At 70.6% G+C, this 15,445-nt stretch carries 14 protein-coding genes; all 14 read right to left on the reverse strand.

Annotated features, from left to right (window positions below):
• Positions 1-43: 43 nt before the first annotated feature.
• The 14 genes from KA711_12455 to KA711_12520 all read right to left on the reverse strand — a co-directional run bounded on the left by KA711_12455 (position 44) and on the right by KA711_12520 (position 15,315).
• Positions 44-1,624 (reverse strand): acyl--CoA ligase, encoded by a 1,581-nt coding sequence (locus tag KA711_12455; GenBank protein ID MCM0609782.1) that lies wholly within the window; start codon positions 1,622-1,624, stop codon positions 44-46.
• Complete coding sequence (locus KA711_12460; protein MCM0609783.1) at positions 1,621-2,058, reverse strand: PaaI family thioesterase; 438 nt, start codon at positions 2,056-2,058, stop codon at positions 1,621-1,623. The genes KA711_12455 and KA711_12460 overlap by 4 nt, the downstream gene beginning before the upstream one ends.
• Positions 2,059-2,069: 11 nt before the next feature.
• Entirely contained in the window at positions 2,070-3,086 is a 1,017-nt protein-coding gene (locus KA711_12465) for a zinc-binding dehydrogenase (GenBank protein MCM0609784.1), read from the reverse strand.
• 92 nt (positions 3,087-3,178) lie between these two features.
• Positions 3,179-3,955: an ABC transporter permease gene (locus tag KA711_12470; GenBank protein MCM0609785.1), complete on the reverse strand. Its 777-nt coding sequence runs from the start codon at positions 3,953-3,955 to the stop codon at positions 3,179-3,181.
• The gene (locus tag KA711_12475) at positions 3,948-4,754 is read right to left on the reverse strand and encodes an ABC transporter permease (GenBank protein MCM0609786.1); all 807 of its coding nucleotides are present in this window, start codon (positions 4,752-4,754) and stop codon (positions 3,948-3,950) included. Before KA711_12475 ends, KA711_12470 begins: the two co-directional genes overlap by 8 nt.
• A complete protein-coding gene (locus tag KA711_12480) occupies positions 4,747-5,529 on the reverse strand; it encodes an ABC transporter ATP-binding protein (protein ID MCM0609787.1) in 783 nt (260 codons plus the stop codon). The genes KA711_12475 and KA711_12480 overlap by 8 nt, the downstream gene beginning before the upstream one ends.
• Positions 5,530-5,540: 11 nt before the next feature.
• The gene (locus KA711_12485; protein MCM0609788.1) at positions 5,541-6,626 is read right to left on the reverse strand and encodes an ABC transporter substrate-binding protein; all 1,086 of its coding nucleotides are present in this window, start codon (positions 6,624-6,626) and stop codon (positions 5,541-5,543) included.
• Between the two features lie 42 nt (positions 6,627-6,668).
• Complete coding sequence (locus KA711_12490; protein ID MCM0609789.1) at positions 6,669-7,790, reverse strand: PLP-dependent cysteine synthase family protein; 1,122 nt, start codon at positions 7,788-7,790, stop codon at positions 6,669-6,671.
• Between the two features lie 19 nt (positions 7,791-7,809).
• Positions 7,810-9,159 carry an acyl-CoA thioesterase/BAAT N-terminal domain-containing protein gene (locus KA711_12495; GenBank protein MCM0609790.1) on the reverse strand — a complete coding sequence of 450 codons (1,350 nt, stop codon included), beginning with the start codon at positions 9,157-9,159 and terminating at the stop codon, positions 7,810-7,812.
• 40 nt (positions 9,160-9,199) lie between these two features.
• A complete protein-coding gene (locus KA711_12500; GenBank protein ID MCM0609791.1) occupies positions 9,200-10,084 on the reverse strand; it encodes an alpha/beta hydrolase in 885 nt (294 codons plus the stop codon).
• On the reverse strand, positions 10,081-10,974 hold the full coding sequence (locus KA711_12505) for a VOC family protein (protein MCM0609792.1): 894 nt from the start codon (positions 10,972-10,974) through the stop codon (positions 10,081-10,083). Before KA711_12505 ends, KA711_12500 begins: the two co-directional genes overlap by 4 nt.
• Positions 10,971-12,608 (reverse strand): amidohydrolase family protein, encoded by a 1,638-nt coding sequence (locus KA711_12510; GenBank protein MCM0609793.1) that lies wholly within the window; start codon positions 12,606-12,608, stop codon positions 10,971-10,973. Before KA711_12510 ends, KA711_12505 begins: the two co-directional genes overlap by 4 nt.
• Positions 12,609-12,637: 29 nt before the next feature.
• A complete protein-coding gene (locus KA711_12515; protein MCM0609794.1) occupies positions 12,638-13,963 on the reverse strand; it encodes an acyl-CoA thioesterase/BAAT N-terminal domain-containing protein in 1,326 nt (441 codons plus the stop codon).
• A 5-nt stretch (positions 13,964-13,968) separates the two neighbouring features.
• Positions 13,969-15,315 carry an MFS transporter gene (locus KA711_12520; GenBank protein MCM0609795.1) on the reverse strand — a complete coding sequence of 449 codons (1,347 nt, stop codon included), beginning with the start codon at positions 15,313-15,315 and terminating at the stop codon, positions 13,969-13,971.
• Positions 15,316-15,445 lie beyond the last annotated feature (130 nt).

The raw sequence follows: 15,445 nt of genomic DNA on the forward strand, positions 1-15,445 counted from the left end.
CCTCCTGCTCATCGGGATGTGGAGTCGAATGATGCCTGGCGCATCATGCACCGGGCGAGGCGGGTGCCAGGGCCAGCTCTGTGGCCCGCTGCGCCAGCGCCTTGCGGTCGATCTTGTTGGTGCCGGCCAGAGGCATCTGACCGATGAACCATACCCGGCGCGGGTGCAGGTGCGGTGCAGCCAAGGCCAGCACGTGCTCCTGCAACTGCTGCTCGGTGGGCGTGGTGCCCGGCCTCGGCACCACGAAGGCCACCGGGATGTGGCCACGGCGCTCGTCGGCCAGGGGCAGCACGCAGACCTCCAGCACGTCGGGGTGGCGCTCCAGCAGACGCTCCACCTGGCCCGGATACACGTTCTCGCCGCTGCAGACGAACATGTCGTCGGCGCGGCCGACGAAGTAGTACCAGCCCTCGGCGTCGCGCCGCATGATGTCGCCGGTGTGGATCCAGCCGCCGCGCATCTTCTCGGCGCTGAGTTCGGGGCGGTTCTGGTAGCCGTTCATGCGCGTGGCGCAGTGCACCTCCAGCACGCCCGCAGCCTCGGCATCGGTCACTTCCAGGCCCTCGCCGTCGACGAGGCGCAGCCGCGCATGCGGCTGCGCATGGCCCACCGACATGAACGGCCGCGGCTGCCCCTGCGGGTGCGCGCCGAAGTAGCCCGCGCCGGTCTCGGTGGTGCCGTAGCTGTTGATCACCGCCGCCGCGGGGAACAGCGCCTGCACCTGGCTCAGCACGGTGGCCGACAGCGGTGCGGAGCCGATGACCACGAGCTTCACATTGCCGAAGTCCGCCTGCGCCAGCGCCTGGCGCTGCTGCGCCACCATGGCCGTCATCGTCGGCACTCCCGACAGCACGCTCACGCGGTGCTCGCTGATCGCGCGGATGTAGCCCGTCGCATCGAAGCGCGGCATCAGCACGAAGGCGCCGTGCAGCATGAAGATGTGCGTGGTGTTGACCGTGGCGTTCATGTGGAACAAGGGCGCGGCCACGATGCACGGGCCGCTGTCCAGGCACTGGCGCATGAAGTCGGTGGCGTAGCCGGCGGCGATCAGCACCTGGCTGCGGTGCGACAGCAGCACGCCCTTGGGCCGGCCGGTGGAACCGCTGGTGTACAGCACCATGGCCACCTCGTCCTCGCCGGGCACCACGGCCGTGAACGGGCCCGGGTCGGCCAGCGCGTCGAAGGCCTCGCCCTGCAGCGGCAGCACCGGCAGCGTTCCGCCCGCTGCACCCGGCAGCGCCATCGCCAAGGGCAGCAGGTCGGCATCGGCCAGCACCACGCGCAGCGCCGAGTCCTCGGCCATGTAGGCCAGCGTCTCGGCGCCGGCGCGCGGGTTCACCGGCACGCTCACCAGGCCGGCACGCATGGTGGCCAGCATCACGGCCAGTGCATGCACGCTGTTGGCACCCATCACGCCCACGCGGTCGCCGCGCACCAGGCCGCGCGCAGACAGGCCGCGCGCCAGCGCGTTGATCAGGTCGTCGAGCTCGCCGTAGTTCCAGCGCCGCAGCAGGCTGCCGTCAGCCAGCAGCTCGATGACGGCCAGGCCCTCGCGCCCTCGAGAGACGTCCAGCGTCATGCCCAAGTTGAGGGGCAGGTCGGTGCGTTGGTCCAGCGGGGTCATGCCTTGGCCTCCAGGAAGAAGGTGCCGCGGCCCGTGGCCACCAGGCGGCCTGCGGCGTCGAGCACGTCCACGTCGACCACGCCCATCGTGCGCCCGGCGCGGCGCACGCGCGCCTGCGCCTGCAGTACGCCGGCGGCCGGGCGCAGGTAGTCGGTGCGGAAGTCCACCGTGCCGGCGCCGCGCCCGGCCACGGCGATCAGTGCCATGCAGCCAGCCGTGTCGATGAGCGAGGCGATCGGCCCGCCGTGGAACTGCCCGGTGCCCGCGCCGCGCTCGAACTCCGGGCGGAAGGGCATCGCGAAGGATGCGGTCTGCGCCTCGGTGTCCACGCTCAGCACGCGGATGGCGGCGAACCGGATGAAGGGCGAGGCGTCGCACTGTGCCTGCAGCGTTGCGACCGCATCGGACGGCTGGGATGGAGCGGTGGTGTTCATGGTCGGAGTATTCACGGCGTCACCACGATCTTGCCGAACACCTCGCGTTCTTCCATCAGGCGCTCGGCCTCGCGGATGTCATCGAGCGGCAGCACCTTGTCGATGACCGGCTTCATGCGCCCGCTGCGCGCCAGCTCCAGCAGCGAGACGATGTCTTCGCGGCGCCAGCCGTTGCTGCCCATCAGCTTGAGCTCGAAGGTCCAGACGTAGCGCACGTCGATGTGTTCGTCGTAGCCGGCGGTGGCGCCGCAGGTCAGCAGCCGCCCGCCCACCTTGAGGCAGCGGATGCCCTCCTGCCAGCTGTTGCCGCCGGTGAAATTGACCAATACGTCCACGCCGCCCGTGCCGCTGATGCGCGGCTTGCCCACCAGCGCGTGCACGGCGTCCATCACCTTCTGCTCGCGGTAGTTCACCACGTGGTCGGCGCCCAGGGCCTTCAGGCGCTCGGCCTTGTCGGCGCTGCCGGCGCAGGCGATGACGTTGGCCCCCGCCAGCTTGGCCAGCAGCACGCAGGCAGTGCCCACGCCGCCGCTGGCGCCCAGCACCACCACGGTCTCGCCGGCCTTGACCTGGCCGATGGTGACCATCATGCGGTGCGCGGTGGCGTAGGCCAGCGGCAGGCTGGCGGCCACCTCGAAGTTCACGTCGTCGGGCAGCTGCACCAGCTGCGGCGCCCAGGCCAGGCAGTACTCGGCGCGGCCGCCGTCGTACATCTCGCCGATCATGCCCTTGGGCGCGCCCTCGCCAGCCACCGGCAGCGGGTCGACCAGCACGCGGTCGCCCACGGCCCAGCCGCTGACGCCGGGGCCCAGCTCGGCGACTTCGCCGGCGATGTCCGAGCCGATGACGATGGGCAGCGGCACCTTGATGCCGGGCATGCTGCGGCGGGTGAAGATGTCGTGGTAGTTCAGCGAGCAGGCGCGCACGCGCAGCAGCACGTAGCCAGGCTGCACGGCCGGGCGCGGCCAGGCGGCTTCGAACACGGTCTGCTCGGGGCCGCCGTGGGCGTGCACCACGGCGGCTCTCATGGTGGGAGTCATGGGCTCATCTCCAGTCGTTGTTGATGTCTTCAGGGAAAGTCTTTTCGATCGGTGCGCCGTGCCAGGCCTGATCGCGGGTCTCAGCGCCGCGGTGCGTCATGCCGGGGCTTCCAGAAGACCACGGCCTCGCGCAGCCGCGCCAGGGCGGTGCCGATGCCGGCGCCCAGCACGGCCAGCGTGGCGATGGCGGCGAACATCACGGCGACGTTGAGGTCGTTCGCGAAAGTCTTGATCAGGTAGCCCAGCCCCGCCCGCGAAGCGACGAACTCCGAGACCACGGCGCCGATGAACGACAGCACGATGGCCACCTGGGCGCCGGACAGGACGGAATCGGCAGCACTGGGCACCTTGACGTCGATCAGCGTGCGCCAGCGCGAGGCGCCGTTGGCCCGGTAGAGGTCCAGCAGGCGCGGGTCGGCCGAGGTCAGCCCGGCCACCGCGTTGACGAAGACGGGAAAGAAGCACAGCATCGCCACCGTCACCAGTTTGGACGGCAGGTCGACGCCGAAGTACACGACGATCAAGGGCGCGATGGCCACCGTGGGCATCGACTGCACGGCGATGACCATGGGGTACAGCACACGCCGCGCGAGGTTCGACTCGGCGACGACAGCCCCGGCCAAGGCCCCGAGCACCGCCCCGATGGCCCATCCGCCCAGCGCCCCCTGCAAGGTGAAGACCGTATGCGGCACGAAGGCGCCCTGCGACCAGCCGTGCCAGAAGGCCTCAGCCACGGCCGCCGGTGAAGGCAGGATCTGCGGCGACAGCTCGAAGACGTCGATGGCCAGCGTCCAGGCCGCCAGCAGCAGCAGGAACGTGGCGGCCGTGGCCAGGCCGGTCTTGATCGGTTCAGCCACCGGTGCTCCCCGGGGTGGACGGGACCGGCCCGGCCTCCAGTTCCCAGAACAGCAGTCGTCGCCGCAGCAGCCGCACGCCGGCATTGGCCAGCAGGCCGATGCCGCCCAGCGTGACGATGGCCGCAAACGACAGCGGCAGGTCGTAGGTCGACGACGCGTCCTGGATGAGGAAGCCCATGCCGCGCGTGGCGCCGATGAACTCCATCACGACGCAGCCGATCAGGGCGAAGGCGGTGGAGATCTCCAGGCCGGCGAACATCGAGCGTGCCGCCGACGGCAGCTTCAGGTGCCACAGCATGTGCCAGCGGCTGGCGCCTGCGGCGCGCAGCAGGTCCAGCCGATCGGCGTCGGTGGCGCGCAGGCCGGCCAGGGTGTTGGCGAAGACCGGGAAGAAGCAGATCAAGGCCACCAGCACGACCTTGCCGCCGATGTCGAAACCGGCCCACAGGAAGACCAGGGGCGCCACCGACACCTTGGGAATGGACTGCAGCGCCAGCAGGTGCAGCATCAGTGCGCGCTCGACCCAGCGGAACTCGGCGATCAGCGCAGCCATCGCGGCGGCCAAGGTGCAGCCGATGACGTAGCCCGTCACCGTGGCGGTCAGGGTCGGTGAGAGATGTCGCCAGAGCGTGCCTTCGCCGGCAGCCCGCAGCAGCGCGCGCAGCACGGCGCCAGGTGAAGGCAGCAGGAAGCCAGGCACGATGCCGGCCTGCGTGACCACCTGCCACAGCAGCACCAGGAACAGCAGGCCCGAGGCGGGCCAGGCCAGGGCGGCGATCCGCGCGCGGAACTCAGGCATGGCCTGGGGTGCCCGGGTCAGCGGACAGGCTTCGAAAGCGCGCCCGAAGCTCGTTGCAGAGCTCGCCGAAGCGCACGGTGGCCATGGTCTCGACGGAACGCGGGCGGGGCAGGTCGATGTCGACAGAGTCGACGATGCGGCCAGGCCGCGGGCTCATCACCAGCACGCGGTCCGACAGGTACACCGCCTCGGGGATCGAGTGCGTGATGAACAGCACCGTCTTGCCGCTGCGCTGCCAGATGTGCAGCAGCTCGTCCATCATCGACTCGCGCGTCATCGCGTCGAGGGCCGCGAAGGGTTCGTCCATCAGCAGCAGGTTGGGTTCGGCCAGCAGCGCGCGCGCAATGCCCACGCGCTGCTGCATGCCGCCCGACAGCTCCTGCGGGTAGTGCCGCGCGAAGGCCGCGAGCCCCACCAGCTCGAGCAGGCCCATGGCCTTGTCGTGGTACTCGGCCACCGCCCCGCCACGCGCGCGGATGGGTACCAGCACGTTGTCGATGACGCGCTTCCACGGCAGCAGTGTCGGCTGCTGGAACACGATGCCGACGTCGGCGCGCGGGCCGTCGATGGTGCGGCCGGCCAGGGCCAGGCGGCCCTCGGACGGCCGCAGCAGGCCCGTCACCAGTTTCAGCAGCGTGGACTTGCCGCAGCCCGAGGGACCGAGCACCGAGACGAATTCGCCCGGCGCCACCCCGAAGCTCAGCGCCTGCAGCGCCGTCAGCGGCCCGCGGCTGGTCGGGTAGACCAGCGAAACGCCCTCCACCGCCAGGTGCATGTCGGCGGCTTTCAGCGTGCCGCTCGCGACAGCGTCTCGACCGCCGACACGTCGAAGGCGTTCACTTCGTCGATGAATCGGTCGGTGTAGAGCTTGGTAACGTCGACGTCGGCGCGCGTGATCAGGCCCTCGTCGTGCATGACCTTGATCAGCCGCTTCCAGGAGTCGGCCGGGAACTGCCCATAGCGCCGCGGCGCACCCGCCGGGAAGTCGTCGATCTGCAGGCGGTCGACCAGCACCTGCCTCAGGTCGGTCTTCATCTGGTCGGCTTCCTTGCCCGGGGCCGGGCGGGCCGTAGGGTTGGCGTCCCAGTAGGCGCGCACGCAGGCCTCGACGTTGGCTTTGCAGGCGATCCAAGACTTGGTGATGGCGCGGCCCATGCCGGCCACGAGCTTGGGCTTCTCGGCGATCAGCTTCTCGCTGGTGACGAAGCCGTTCGAGAACAGGGTGCGGAACTGCTCCGGCATCGGCAGGCGCTTGATGGGGATGCCCGACAGCTCCATGCGGCTGTGCTCGCCGACGAAGAAGTTGACCGCGTCGACTTCACCCGTCTGCAGTCGGCGCCATGCGGCTGCGCCCAGGCCGATGGGCAGCACTTCCACGTCCTTCTGCCATGTGACGCCCAGGCTGGTGAGCATGGCGCGCGACAGCGGCAGGTTGCCCCAGGTCATCGCGCCGACGCCCAGCTTGCGGCCCTTCAGGTCGGCCAGGGTGTTCACCGGGCTGGACTGCAGTGCGACGAACTCGAAGGTCTGGCTGCGCAGCCAGTTCATCACGAAGCGCACCGGCAGCGGCTCGTTCTTGGCCGCCGCGATGATGGCGAGATCGGGGTTGGCATAGCCGATGTGGACCTGGCCTGCAGCCACCTGGGGCAGCAGCACGCCCGACCCGGTAACGGTGATGACGTCGAGCGCCAGGCCCTCGTCCTTGAAGAATCCGAGCTTGTTGCCGTACCAGAGGTACGAGAACTGCACGTTGTGCGGTGCGGGAACGCCGAAGACGGCCTTTTCCTGGGCGTGGACGGGCGCTGCCGCTGTGGCGATGCCGAGGGCAGCAAGGAAGAGAACCGACAGACGCTTGAGTGGGAGGGTGACCATGGGACTCCTTCAGTTGACGGGGTGAATGAATCGAAGCGATATCTATGCCAGCGTCCCGGCGCGGGGCATGGCGGTGTGCAGTTCGTCGGGCACCGCGCCGGTGTCCATCCAGCGCAGCACGTGGGCCTGCGCCTCGGCGCAATCGAGGCCCTGCTCGCGGCGCCAGGCGGCGTCGAAGCAGCTGGTCTGGTAGCGGTGGCCGTCGTCGCACAGCAGCGTGACGATGGAGCCCGCCCGGCCCTCGGCCTGCATCCGGCTGGCGCACCACAGCGCCGCGATCAGGTTAGTGCCGGTGCTGCCGCCCACCGGCCGGCCCAGCCGCTCGCTCAGCGCCAGCATGGCCGCCAGGCTCCAGCGGTCGGGCACCTTGAGCATGGCGTCCATGGTGTCGGGCAGGAACGAAGGCTCCACGCGCGGCCGGCCGATGCCTTCGATGCGCGAGCCGCTGTCCAGCGTCAGTGCCGGGTCGCGGCTGCGGTAGTGCTCGAACAGCACGCTGCGCTCGGCGTCCACGCCGCACACCTGCGTGTCGTGCCGGCAGTAGCGCACGTAGCGGCCCAGCGTGGCCAGCGTGCCGCCGGTGCCGGCGCTGGCCACCAGCCAGTGCGGCACGGGGTGCGGCTCGTGGCGCATCTGCTGGAAGATGCTGTCGGCGATGTTGTTGTTGGCGCGCCAGTCGGTGGCGCGCTCGGCGTGGGTGAACTGGTCCATGTAGTGGCCGCCGGTCTCGCGCGCGATGCGCTCGCTTTCGGCGTACACCTGCTTCGGGTCGTCCACCAGGTGGCAGCGCCCGCCCTGAAAGGCGATGGCCTGCACCTTGGCCGGGCTGGTACTGCGCGGCATCACGGCCACGAAGGGCAGGCCCAGCAGCCGCGCGAAGTAGGCCTCGCTGATGGCGGTGCTGCCGCTGCTGGCCTCCACCACCGTGCTGCCCTCGTGCAGCCAGCCGTTGCACAGCGCGTGCAGGAACAGGCTGCGCGCCAGCCGGTGCTTGAGGCTGCCGGTGGGGTGGCTGCTCTCGTCCTTCAGGTACAGGTCCACGCCCGGCAGGCCGGGCAGCGCCAGCGGCAGCAGGTGCGTGTCGGCCGAACGCTGGAAGTCGGCCTCGATGCGGCGGATCGCGTGGCGCACCCACTGGCGGCGATGCTCGGGCAAGTCGTTCATGGGGAAGGTGCGCCGCCTGTCAGTGCCCGAACACGCTGCGGTAGTGCGTGCACAGCGCGTCCCAGGTGCGGCGGCTTTCGCGCGCGGTACCGGCCGGCGTGCCGCCGCAGGCCAGGAAGATGCCCAGCAGCGAATGCAGCAGCGCCGGGCAGAAGCTGGTGACGGTGTTGGGCAGCGGCGTGATGTGGCCGGTGTCCTGCAGGCACAGGTGCTGGAACGGGTGCTCGAAGCCCTGCGCGCGCAGCCGGTTGACGATGAGGTCGCTGCCCCAGGCGCTGGGCCACATCTGGTCGTCCACGCCGCTGATCAGCAGCACGGGGCATGACGACTGCTCGATGGGCAGCGCGGCGGTGGCGCGCGTCTCGGGATCGTTGAGCGTGGCGTAGTAGCCGGGAGTGGCGGCGTAGCCGTTGGGCTCGCTCTCGCCCAGGCGCTTCATCTCCTCCAACGACGGCGAATCGCCGGGCTTGCTGTGCGGCACGGGCTGGCCGCGGAAGGTGAAGCTGGGCCCGCCCATGCCCTTGGCCGGGTCCCAGCCGATGCTGGTGGTGTACATGGGCACGATGCCCACCACGCCCTGGATGTGCTCGGGCAGGTAACTCGCCAGCGTAATGACGAGCTCGCCGCCGCGCGACGCGCCCTGGATGCCGATGCGCTCGCAGCCCAGCTCGCGCCGTGCCCAGGCAAAGCCTTCCTCGAAATACTCCAGCGGAATCCCGGCGATGAAGGCCGGCAGGTCCTCATAGGCAAAGTAGGCAAGGCTGACCACGTCGTAGCCCAGCGAGGCCAGCACCGGCGCGTAGCCCAGCTCCAGCCCGCCGCCCGAGCCGGTGAACGTGAAGATGCAGCCGCGCGGCCGGCCGTCGGGCAGCCGGCGCTCTTTCCAGCGCAGCACCTGCCCGCGCAGGCGGCCGTCGCGCAGCGGCATCACCTCGATGCCCTCCACCAAGCGCTGCAGCGTCACGGTGGTGCTGGCGCAGGGGGCGGGCTCGCCCTCGACGGTGGCCTGCAGCTCGAACACGTGGGCCTTCATCGGGCCGATGTGCGGCTGGCCCAGCTTGTGCGCCTTCTCGGTGGCGTTCAGCATGAAGGTGCGGTCGCTCACCGGCTCGGGCCGCAGGCTCCAGAACAGGCCGGCGGGATCGATGCCCGTGAAGCTGCCCTCCTCGGCGGGAGCATCCTCCACGTCGACGCGGCCAGCCGAATCGGCGACGAACAGCGCGCGCGCCGTCCAGGGCACCCCGGCGTCGTCGATCAGGCGGGAACTCAGCCACACCCGCTGGCCGGGCTTGAAGCCGGCGGCGACGATGCCGATGGGCGTGGGCTGCAGCGCCACGGCAGGGGTGGCGGTGAGGGTCGGCTGGCTCATGAGGGGATCTCTGTGACTGTGGAGAAGTGAATGGCGGCGGCTAGACCTGGTGCAGCCAGCGAAGGCCGCGGCTGTAGGCGGCAAACACGGCGCTACCGTGGGTCTCTTCGTCGAGGATGTCGCAGCGCACACGCGTGCCCCAGCGCTGCGCCACGATGGTGGCCATCTCGCGCGTCTCGGCCACGATGTCGGGGATGCCGCGCATCACCGTCAGGTAGTCCTTCCACACGTCGGCATCCATGTAACGGTGCCAGGTGGTGCTGAATGCTGCCGTGGTCTCGTGGTCCCCCGCGGCCAGGTAGACCGAGACGTTCAGCGGCCGCTCGACAGCGGCGAACTCGCGGGCGCGGTCGAACAGGTACGGTCGCTTCCACCAGTACGACGAGCCCACCGCCAGGGTGCGCCGGCAGCGGCCGGGGCGCGTGAGCAGGCAGTAGGTGGCGAACAGGCCACCCAGCGAGTGGCCGGCCAGCGTCCACTCGGCCGGGTTCACGCCCACCTCGGCCTCGACGAAGGGCATCAGTTCGTCGTGCACGAAGGCTGCGAAGGCCTCGGCGCTGCCCGACGGCGGTGCGGGTGCGCCCAGCAACTGGCCATAGGGCGCGTCCCATTCGGGCCAGGGTACGGGGGTCAGGTCGCGGTTGCGCGCCACCACCGCCGGGATGGCGTTGTCCAGCGGGTAGCCGATGGCCACCGTCTCCGCCGCGGGCATCTCGCCCATGCCCAGGTAGCCGGCGATCGACGACATCGCACCGGCCCCCAGGCTGCCGTCGGTCACCACGATGCCGTGCCAGCCCTTTTCGGGCTTGGGCGTCATGGGTGTGGTCACGTAGACCAGGAACGGGTGCTCGATGGCGTCGCCCTGCACCGTCCAGAGTTCGGTTCGGGCGATGGAGTTGCTGGGCTCGCGCTTGAGGATCTTCATGGGTGAGCTCCAGGTGGGGGTGCAGGGTAGTCGGAGGACTCGGAGAACTCGCTGATGACGCCGGCGGCATGCGCTGCTGGCACGGTGATGACGCCGTCATGCTCGACAAAGGTCACGCCACCGGTCTCCAGGCACTGGCGGCAGGCGTCGAGCCGCTGCACGCGGTAGCGCAGTGCCACCGGCCACACGGCGAACGGCGGTGTGGCCGGCTCCGGCACGGCAAAGCGCGCGCGCAGGGCGGCAGGGCTCAGCAGCTCCAGAAACTCGCCCTGCGGCGTGTGCCACAGACAGCGCTGCGCGGTGTGTTCTGCCGGCTCGGCGCACAGCATGTCGTTGATGTAGGGCACATCGGCCGCGAAGTCGTCGCTGCAGTAGGTGATGCCGGCCAGCGTCTGCACCGTGTTCGGGTGCGTCATCCAGGGCTCGTACCAGATGGTGTCCGGCTTGCCGTGGAAGCTGTAGAACAGGGTGCTCCATCGGCGCGGCGCGGCGCGCCAGTTCAGCATCGAGCTGCTGGCGGTGGCGTCCGCACGGCCGTCGGCCAGCACCACCTTGCGCGCCGAGTTCATGATGGCCGACGGGCCGTGGCCTCGTGCGATCAGGCGCTCGCGGTCTGCCGCCAGGTCGCTGCAGCTCAGCGAGAGCATCGACAACCCGTCCCCACCATCGAAGCGCGCGCTCATGAACTCGCGCATCGCCGGGTCGGCGTACTTGTGGAAGTCGCCCAACAGTTCGAAGTAGTTGTCGTGAAGCTGGATGATGAAGTTGGCCGTACCCAGGTTCTCGTGCACGGCTCGCGGCATCGCGGCAAAGCCCAGGCAACGGTAGGCCTCGGCCGCGGCATCGAGGTCGCGCACCGACACGATCACGTGGTCCAGATTGCGCTTCATGCTGCGGCCTGCGGCGGCTGGGCCATCACCACCGGCGGCATAGCGGCGTAAGCCTGCTGGATGCGCGCCTTGCCGGCGGCCAGCGCGTCGGGCCCGATGTAGTGCGCGCCGGCCAGCACCGCATGCACACGGCGGGTGTGGTGGATGTCGTCCAGCGGGTTGCCGTCCAGCAGCACCAGGTCGCCGATGCCGCCCACGGCCACCAGGCCGTCTTCGGCGCCGCCGCCGTGGTACTCGGCCGCGCGGCGGGTGCTGGCGTGCAGGGCCTCGTGCGGCATCAGACCGCACTGCTGCGTCAGGTGCACCAGTTCCTCGTGCAGCGAGTAGCCGGCCACCACGTAGGGGTTGGGGTAGTCGGTGCCGGTCAGCACACGCACGCCGGCGCGGTGGGCGGCGGCCACGGCCAGGCAGCTCAGCCGGTAGGTCTCGTCGAAGAGGTACTGCTTCTCGGGGTTGGCCGCCATCATGTTCATCATCGGGCTGTCGCGGTGGAACACCGTCTGGTGGAAGGTCGGCATGTGCGCCTCGTCGACCGAGCCCAGCGGCCTCCGGCCGCCAAGCGCCTCGACCCGTTCGCTCACCACCACCGTGCCCTGCAGCCAGGTGCCGTGCTCGGCCATCAGCCGCGCCAGGCGCTCCAGCCGCGCCGGGTCGTACCGCTCGGGGCCGCGCTCGTTGTAAAAGAGTTCGGCGCTGTGCGCGATGCCGTGCTGGCCGCGCCGCACGGCGGCTTCCACGCCCACCGACACCGGCACGTGGCCCATCACGCGCACGCCGCGGCGCTGCAGCACCTGCATCAGGCCTTCGTAGCCCTCGGCCGGCAGGTGGCTGTAGGGCTTGGCGAAGTCGTAGCCCAGGTCGGCGATCCGCTCGCCGGCCTGGCGGCCGCCTTCCAGGTCGGCCACGGCATAGCTCATCAGCGGGGTGTGGATCAACGGCGCGCCGTCCACCAGCGGGCTGCCCACCGCCATGCGCGGGCCGGCCAGCTGGCCGCTTCGTACGCCGTCGCGCATCCACAGAGCGTCGGGGCAACCGGCCATCACTTCGATGCGCGTGATGCCGCAGGCCAGCAGCTCCCACAGCTGCAGGGCATAAGGCAACACGTACCACTGGCCGTCGCCGCCGCCCTGCACCATGCCGGCGAAGGCCTGCGCCCAGGGGGCGGTGAAGGGGTGGGCGTGGATGTCCGACAGGCCGGGCATCAGCGTCTTGCCGCTGGCGTCGACCACCAGCGCGTGCTCGGGCAGCGCGCCGCCGGTGGGCTGCACCGCGGCGATGCGTCCGCCCTGGACCCACACGTCGTGTGCCGGCAGGGCCTGCCAGCCGCGCATCGTCAGCACGCGGGCGTTACGGAACACCAGCACGCGCTCGGCGTCCAGCCGCTGCATCAGGCCGGCGGTGAGCGCGGCGTCGGCGGTGCATATCGCGCTGCGGGTCTTCGGCGTCTGGTCCGAGAACGAGGGCAAGGCGGCGGCATCCGCCGCACCCGGGGCGCTGGCGAGCCAGCCTTGCCGGGCGTCGCGGTCGGGAGAGAACCCGCCCATGAAGTGCAGCGGGCAGCACCAGGTGCGCCAGGGTGCGGCGGCGTGCGTGCGTGCGGCGGTTTGCTGGGCCAGTGGCGACAGAGGAGTCATGGTGGTGGGGCTCCCGAGGTGGATGAGGTTCAGTCTGCGAACAGCTCGCCGTAGAAGCGCAGCATGCGGTCCATGGCGGTGCGGCCCGCCTCGGCCGTGGCGCGCGGCTGGCCGCCGCAGGCCAGCGTGATCTTGGCAAGCGGGTGGTACAGCGAGGAACACATTGCCGTGGGCTGGCCCGGCGGCACCAGGTAGTGGCCCACGTTCTCGAAGGCCAGATGCTCGGCGCGGTGCGCCAGGCCGTGGCGGCGCAGGCGGTCGATGACACGGTCGCCGCCATAGGCGCTGGGCCACATGGCATCTTCGCGGCCCGACAGCAGCAGCAGCGGCCCGCTGCAGCGTTCCACCGGGATGCCGCAGCGCGCGTCGGCCTCGGCGCTCGCGGCGTCACGCAGATAGTCGGGTGTGGCGGCCAGGCCATCGGGCGTGTACACCGCGTTGGGTCCGTCCAGGGTCAGCTGCACGTCGGCATAGGGCAGCGGCTGGCCGTTCAGCACCCAGCTCGGCTCCTCGTGCACGTTGCGCAGGTGGTCGAAGCCGGCCACCACGTTGTGGAAGGGCACCATGGCCACGCCGCCGCAGAACAGGTCGGGGCGGTACGACGCCAGCACCAGCGTCAGTTCGCCGCCGCGCGAGCCGCCCTGCACGGCGATGCGCTGCACACCGAAATGCTGCCGCATCCACAACGCCGCCTGCTCGAAGTACGCCAGGTCGATGTGCTGCATCAGTTCGGGTCTGCCCGGCCATGCGAAGGTGGCCGCACTGAGCACCGGGATGCCGTGCGAAGCCAGCAGCGGTGCCCAGCTGTTCTCGACGCTGCCGCCCGAGCCGGTGAGCGACAACACCGCGCCGCGTGCTGGCGCGGTCCCGGGCGCGGGGTGGAAGGCCAGGCCGCGCACGGGGCCCTCGGCCAGTTCCTGCACACGCACGCCCGGGCCCAGGCGCGTCTGGCTGAACTGGCCTTCAGCCAGCACGCGGCCGCCGTCCAGCACGCGCAGCGTGTGCTGGCGCGGCTGCAGCTTGTCGCCGCCGGGCTGGCCGGCCATGTGCATGAAGCTGCGGCCCCGCGCCATGAAGGCAGTGCGGTCCATGGCCCCGGCCGGGGCCATGGACCACAGCAGCCCGTCGCGGCTGGTGCCGAGGTAGCTGCCGCGGCGGCTGGGCGCGTCGGCGGTGTCGATTCCGCCCGTGGCATCGGCGCTCAGTTCGGCCGTGGCCCGCCAGCGCTGGCCGACGTCATCCACGTGCTCGAGTTCGAGCGTGACAATCTGTCCCGGCGCCAGGCCGCTGGCGCGCAAGGGCACCCATTCGTTGTAGAGGTAGGGCGCGGGGCGCAGGTGGAGTGCAACGGTCATGGGGCTCAGGCGTTGGAGTTGGGGGTGGCGCCGCGCGCATGCACCGCCAGACGGACGTAGTGGCCCTGCAGCCGCCACAGCGCCAGCACGCCGAGGGCCAGCGTGACCGCCGCGACGATGACCATGGCGTGCAGCAGGCCGCGGGGGTCGGCCGTGCCGAAGCGGTCCGACAGCCAGCCCACGGCCGGCGCCTGCAACCCGCGCAGCGGCAGTGCCACCAACGGAAACAGCGCGATCGAGCGGCTCAGCAGCGCTGGCGGCGACATCTGCTGCAGCAGCGCGGGCGCCTGCGACACGCCGATGACCAAGCAGGTCATGGCCAGGCCCGCCAGCAGCAGAAGCAGGCCGGCCGAAGGCGCCCAGGCCATGGCCACCACCAGCGGCAGCGCGGCCAGGCCGCCCAGCCAGACGAGGCGGAAGTTGCCCACCGGGTTGTCTCGGTTGGCCGGGCGCGTCACCCAGTACAGGCCGGCCACCGTGCCCACGGCGCTGGTCAGGGTGACGACGAGCCCGAAGTCCAGGCCCGCCCCACCCACCGAGCTGCCGAAACTGCGGCCCAGGATCGCCGGCGTCCACAGCATCAGCTGAAACCAGCCCAGCGTGATGAGCGACAGCGAGGCCTGCACCATCACCAGCGACAGCCCGTGCTCGCGCAGGTAGCGCCCGAACTGGTGGTGCGACAGCGAGCGCGGGGCGACCGTGCCAGAGGTCGCTGCACTCGGCGCTGCAGGATGCAGCCGCACCCCCAACAGCAGCAGCACCACGGGCAGGCCCAGCAGCGCCGTGACGAAGAACATCAGCCGCCACGCCGGCGTGCCTTCTGGCCAGGGCAGCCGTGGCCCATGGGCCAAAAGCGCCTCGTACACCGCACCGCCGGCCACCAGAGCCAGCCCGCTGCCCAGCACCAGCGTGGCGTACACCGCCGCATTGGCCACCGGCAGGCGGCGCGCCGGCACGACCTGCGGCGTGAGCGCGTAGACGATGGGCAGCAGCGCCGCCTCGCCGATGGCTAGGCCCACCATGGCCCACAGCAGGCCGTCGAAGCCCTGGCTGAGACCGCCGCCATAGGTGGCCGCCGACCACACGGCCACGCAATAGGCCAGCACCCAGCGCCGGTCCCATCGGTCGGCCAGCCAGCCGATAGGCCAGGCGGCCAGTGCTGCCAGCGTCACGACCGTCAGGCCGTGCAGTTGACCGAGTTGCAGGTCGCTCAGGGCCAGCTCGGCGCGGATGGGCTCCACCAGCAGCGTCTGGATCTGCAGGTTGGTGGACAGCAGCAGCACCGCCAGCAGCGCGCCAAGCCCGAACAGCGAGCGCGCCGTCCAGGCGCTTGCAGAGGGTGCGATAGGCAATCCAGAGGATGTACTTTGCGTCGTCATCGAGGGTTGCGGACTCCGTGCTGATCATGCGGAGTCTTATTGCTGCCGCGTGTGGCGACTACGCTACCGGGATTCCTAAAAGTTGACAATAGGTTAACTCGGT

The sequence above is a fragment of the Ideonella sp. WA131b genome (assembly GCA_023657425.1).
GTDB lineage: Bacteria > Pseudomonadota > Gammaproteobacteria > Burkholderiales > Burkholderiaceae_C > Rubrivivax.

What these genes read in the sequence shown, in the direction of transcription:
- KA711_12490 (MCM0609789.1), bottom strand. Translation starts at nt 7,790, where the DNA reads ATGAACGACTTGCCCGAGCATCGCCGCCAGTGGGTGCGCCACGCGATC.
- KA711_12460 (MCM0609783.1), bottom strand. Translation starts at nt 2,058, where the DNA reads ATGAACACCACCGCTCCATCCCAGCCGTCCGATGCGGTCGCAACGCTG.
- KA711_12480 (MCM0609787.1), bottom strand. Translation starts at nt 5,529, where the DNA reads ATGCACCTGGCGGTGGAGGGCGTTTCGCTGGTCTACCCGACCAGCCGC.
- KA711_12510 (MCM0609793.1), bottom strand. Translation starts at nt 12,608, where the DNA reads ATGACTCCTCTGTCGCCACTGGCCCAGCAAACCGCCGCACGCACGCAC.
- KA711_12500 (MCM0609791.1), bottom strand. Translation starts at nt 10,084, where the DNA reads ATGAAGATCCTCAAGCGCGAGCCCAGCAACTCCATCGCCCGAACCGAA.
- KA711_12475 (MCM0609786.1), bottom strand. Translation starts at nt 4,754, where the DNA reads ATGCCTGAGTTCCGCGCGCGGATCGCCGCCCTGGCCTGGCCCGCCTCG.
- KA711_12515 (MCM0609794.1), bottom strand. Translation starts at nt 13,963, where the DNA reads ATGACCGTTGCACTCCACCTGCGCCCCGCGCCCTACCTCTACAACGAA.
- KA711_12485 (MCM0609788.1), bottom strand. Translation starts at nt 6,626, where the DNA reads ATGGTCACCCTCCCACTCAAGCGTCTGTCGGTTCTCTTCCTTGCTGCC.
- KA711_12455 (MCM0609782.1), bottom strand. Translation starts at nt 1,624, where the DNA reads ATGACCCCGCTGGACCAACGCACCGACCTGCCCCTCAACTTGGGCATG.
- KA711_12465 (MCM0609784.1), bottom strand. Translation starts at nt 3,086, where the DNA reads ATGAGAGCCGCCGTGGTGCACGCCCACGGCGGCCCCGAGCAGACCGTG.
- KA711_12505 (MCM0609792.1), bottom strand. Translation starts at nt 10,974, where the DNA reads ATGAAGCGCAATCTGGACCACGTGATCGTGTCGGTGCGCGACCTCGAT.
- KA711_12495 (MCM0609790.1), bottom strand. Translation starts at nt 9,159, where the DNA reads ATGAGCCAGCCGACCCTCACCGCCACCCCTGCCGTGGCGCTGCAGCCC.